The sequence below is a fragment of the Ensifer sp. LC384 genome (assembly GCF_001695865.1).
In the GTDB taxonomy this organism is placed as follows: domain Bacteria; phylum Pseudomonadota; class Alphaproteobacteria; order Rhizobiales; family Rhizobiaceae; genus Ensifer.
The window spans coordinates 1-2,237 of sequence record NZ_MBST01000030.1 but is presented as its reverse complement, the minus strand read 5'-3'; the positions used below and the strand labels follow the sequence as shown (position 1 = coordinate 2,237).

General features: G+C 58.9%; 3 protein-coding genes. All 3 read left to right on the top strand.

Features of this window, described 5'->3' with window-relative positions; all coding sequences use genetic code 11:
- The first annotated feature begins 90 nt into the window (after positions 1-90).
- Positions 91-477 (top strand): transposase, encoded by a 387-nt coding sequence (locus BC363_RS21320; RefSeq protein ID WP_065787078.1) that lies wholly within the window; start codon positions 91-93, stop codon positions 475-477.
- Positions 474-821 carry an IS66 family insertion sequence element accessory protein TnpB gene (gene tnpB / locus BC363_RS21315; RefSeq protein ID WP_011971016.1) on the top strand — a complete coding sequence of 116 codons (348 nt, stop codon included), beginning with the start codon at positions 474-476 and terminating at the stop codon, positions 819-821. The genes BC363_RS21320 and tnpB overlap by 4 nt, the downstream gene beginning before the upstream one ends.
- Positions 822-892: 71 nt before the next feature.
- Positions 893-2,237, top strand: a 1,345-nt coding sequence (locus BC363_RS21310) for an IS66 family transposase (RefSeq protein ID WP_065787077.1), incomplete at its 3' end; no start/stop codon positions are given.

Here is a 2,237-nt window from a genome sequence, read left to right as displayed (position 1 = left end):
GGTGAGCGTCCGGTGAGCTGGTTTTGTTGAGGCGGTTATGTGGCGCAAGTTACGTCACAGATGATTCATTTGTGACGTAACAAGGTACGAATGGCCAAGGTTGAGATCCTAACGGGTGCTGAACGACAGCGCCGATGGTCCGCGGAGCAAAAGCTGTCGATATTGCAGGAAGCGTTCGGCGCGGATGGCAGCGTTTCGGTGGTGGCGCGCCGCCATGATATTCTCCCCCAGCAGATATATGCCTGGCGAAAGAAGTTCTCGCCGCCCAAGTTGGAAGCTCCGAAGAGCGCATCGTTTATCCCGGTTTCGGTTATCGCACCGTTGGAGAGCCCCGCCGACGGCTCTAAGAGGAGCGGTCTTCGGTCAAGGTCCAAGGACGTTGAAATCGTTCTGAGGAACGGCCGCGTGCTGAGAATTGCCGCTGACGCGGATCTTGAATTATTGTCGGCGTTGATCGCCTGTGTGGAGGCGGCATGATTGGGCCTTCTGGAAATGTGCGGGTCTATTTGGCTTGCGGGGTGACCGACATGCGGCGTGGCATTGCCGGACTGTCGGCGTTGGTCGAAGCGGTCATAAAGGAGGCGCCGGGGTCTGGCGCGATCTTCGGGTTCCGCGGCAAACGCGCGGATCGGATCAAGCTTCTCTGGTGGGATGGCCAGGGGTTTTGCCTGTTTTACAAGATTTTGGAGCGCGGATACTTTCCTTGGCCGACGGCGAAGGATGGTGTTGCCCATCTGACGCAGGCCCAGCTTTCCATGCTCGTTGAGGGGATCGATTGGCGCCGACCGGCGTGGACTTCCGCTCCTGGCCGAATGGGATAAAGTCCTTATTTTACAGGGAATTCCAGGCAAATTGCTGGCGATTGACGCGCAAATCAGCTACTTTTGGTGGCATGGAAACAACGCCGCTGGACAGTCAGGACGAGCTATCTGCTTTGCGCGCGCTCGTCGCTGAACAGGCGGCGAAACTCAGCGCGCAAGAAGCCGAAGTCAGCAAGCGCGACTCCATTATCGGTCTTCTGCGCGCGCAGTTGGAACTGCTGCGCCATCGACAACATGGCCCTTCTTCGGAAAAGATAGACCGCAAAATCGAGCAATTCGAGCTGATGCTGGAGGAGATCGAGGCTTCTCGCGCTGAGGCCGATGCGCGCTCTGCGAACTCCCCCTTGCCGGAGTTAGACGACGAACCGGACAAGCCGAAGCGCAGACCGCTGCCGGATGGCCTCCCAACTGAAGAGCTGGTCTACGCGGCACCCTGCAATTGTCCGACTTGTGGTGGCACATCTTTCCTGAAGGCGGCTGACAAGGTGGTCCAGGTGATGGAGCACGTACCGGCGTCCGTAAAGATTGTCCGCCATATCGAAAAGCGCATGGTCTGCAAGGACTGCGATACGACGGTGTCTGGCGAAATGCCGACCTTGCCGATCGGACGAGGCAAGCCCGGTCCGGGGTTGCTCGCGCATATCATGGTCGCCAAGTTCGACGATCACATCCCGCTCTACCGTCTCTCCGAGATGTACGGCCGCCTGGGAATAGACATCTCCCGGTCTGTCATGGCGGACTGGGTTGGCCGTGTGTCCGTTCTGCTTTCGCCCCTCATCTTGCTGATCAGAGCCCATATCGCCGCAGTCGACCGAATACACACGGACGATACCCCGGTCGATGTTCTCGACCCTGGGCGGGGCAAGACGAAAACCGGCAGAGTCTGGGTCTATGTCTTCGATGGCAGCGGGTATCAAGATCCCACTCCCAGAGCTATCGCCTATTACTATAGCCCCGACCGCAAGGGCGCGCATCCGGCAGACCACCTCGCTGACTTCAGCGGCGTGATGCATGCCGATGGCTACGGTGGCTATAAGAAGCTTTACGGCAACCAGATCGTTGAGGCCGCGTGCATGGCGCACGTGCGCCGCAAGTTCCATGACGTAATCAAGCTGAAGCCATCACCGATAGCCGAGGAGGCGCTGTCTCGCATCGGCGCGCTCTACGATATCGAGGATCGTATCCGCGGCATGCCGGCCGCCGAGCGCCAAACGCTGCGACAAGAGTACGCTGGGCCCATTCTGAGAGACCTGAAGGTCTGGATCGAGGAAACGCTTCCGACTTTGCCGCAGAAACAGAAGCTGGCCGAGGCGATGCGATATGCTCTCTCGCGGTGGGCGGCATTGAGCGTTTACATCGACGATGGGCGCGTCGAGATCGACAACAATATAGCTGAACGAGCCATGCGCCCGCTTG

Excerpts from the sequence above, each read along its gene's own strand:
- BC363_RS21320 (WP_065787078.1), top strand. The coding sequence starts at position 91 with ATGGCCAAGGTTGAGATCCTAACGGGTGCTGAACGACAGCGCCGATGG.
- tnpB (WP_011971016.1), top strand. The coding sequence starts at position 474 with ATGATTGGGCCTTCTGGAAATGTGCGGGTCTATTTGGCTTGCGGGGTG.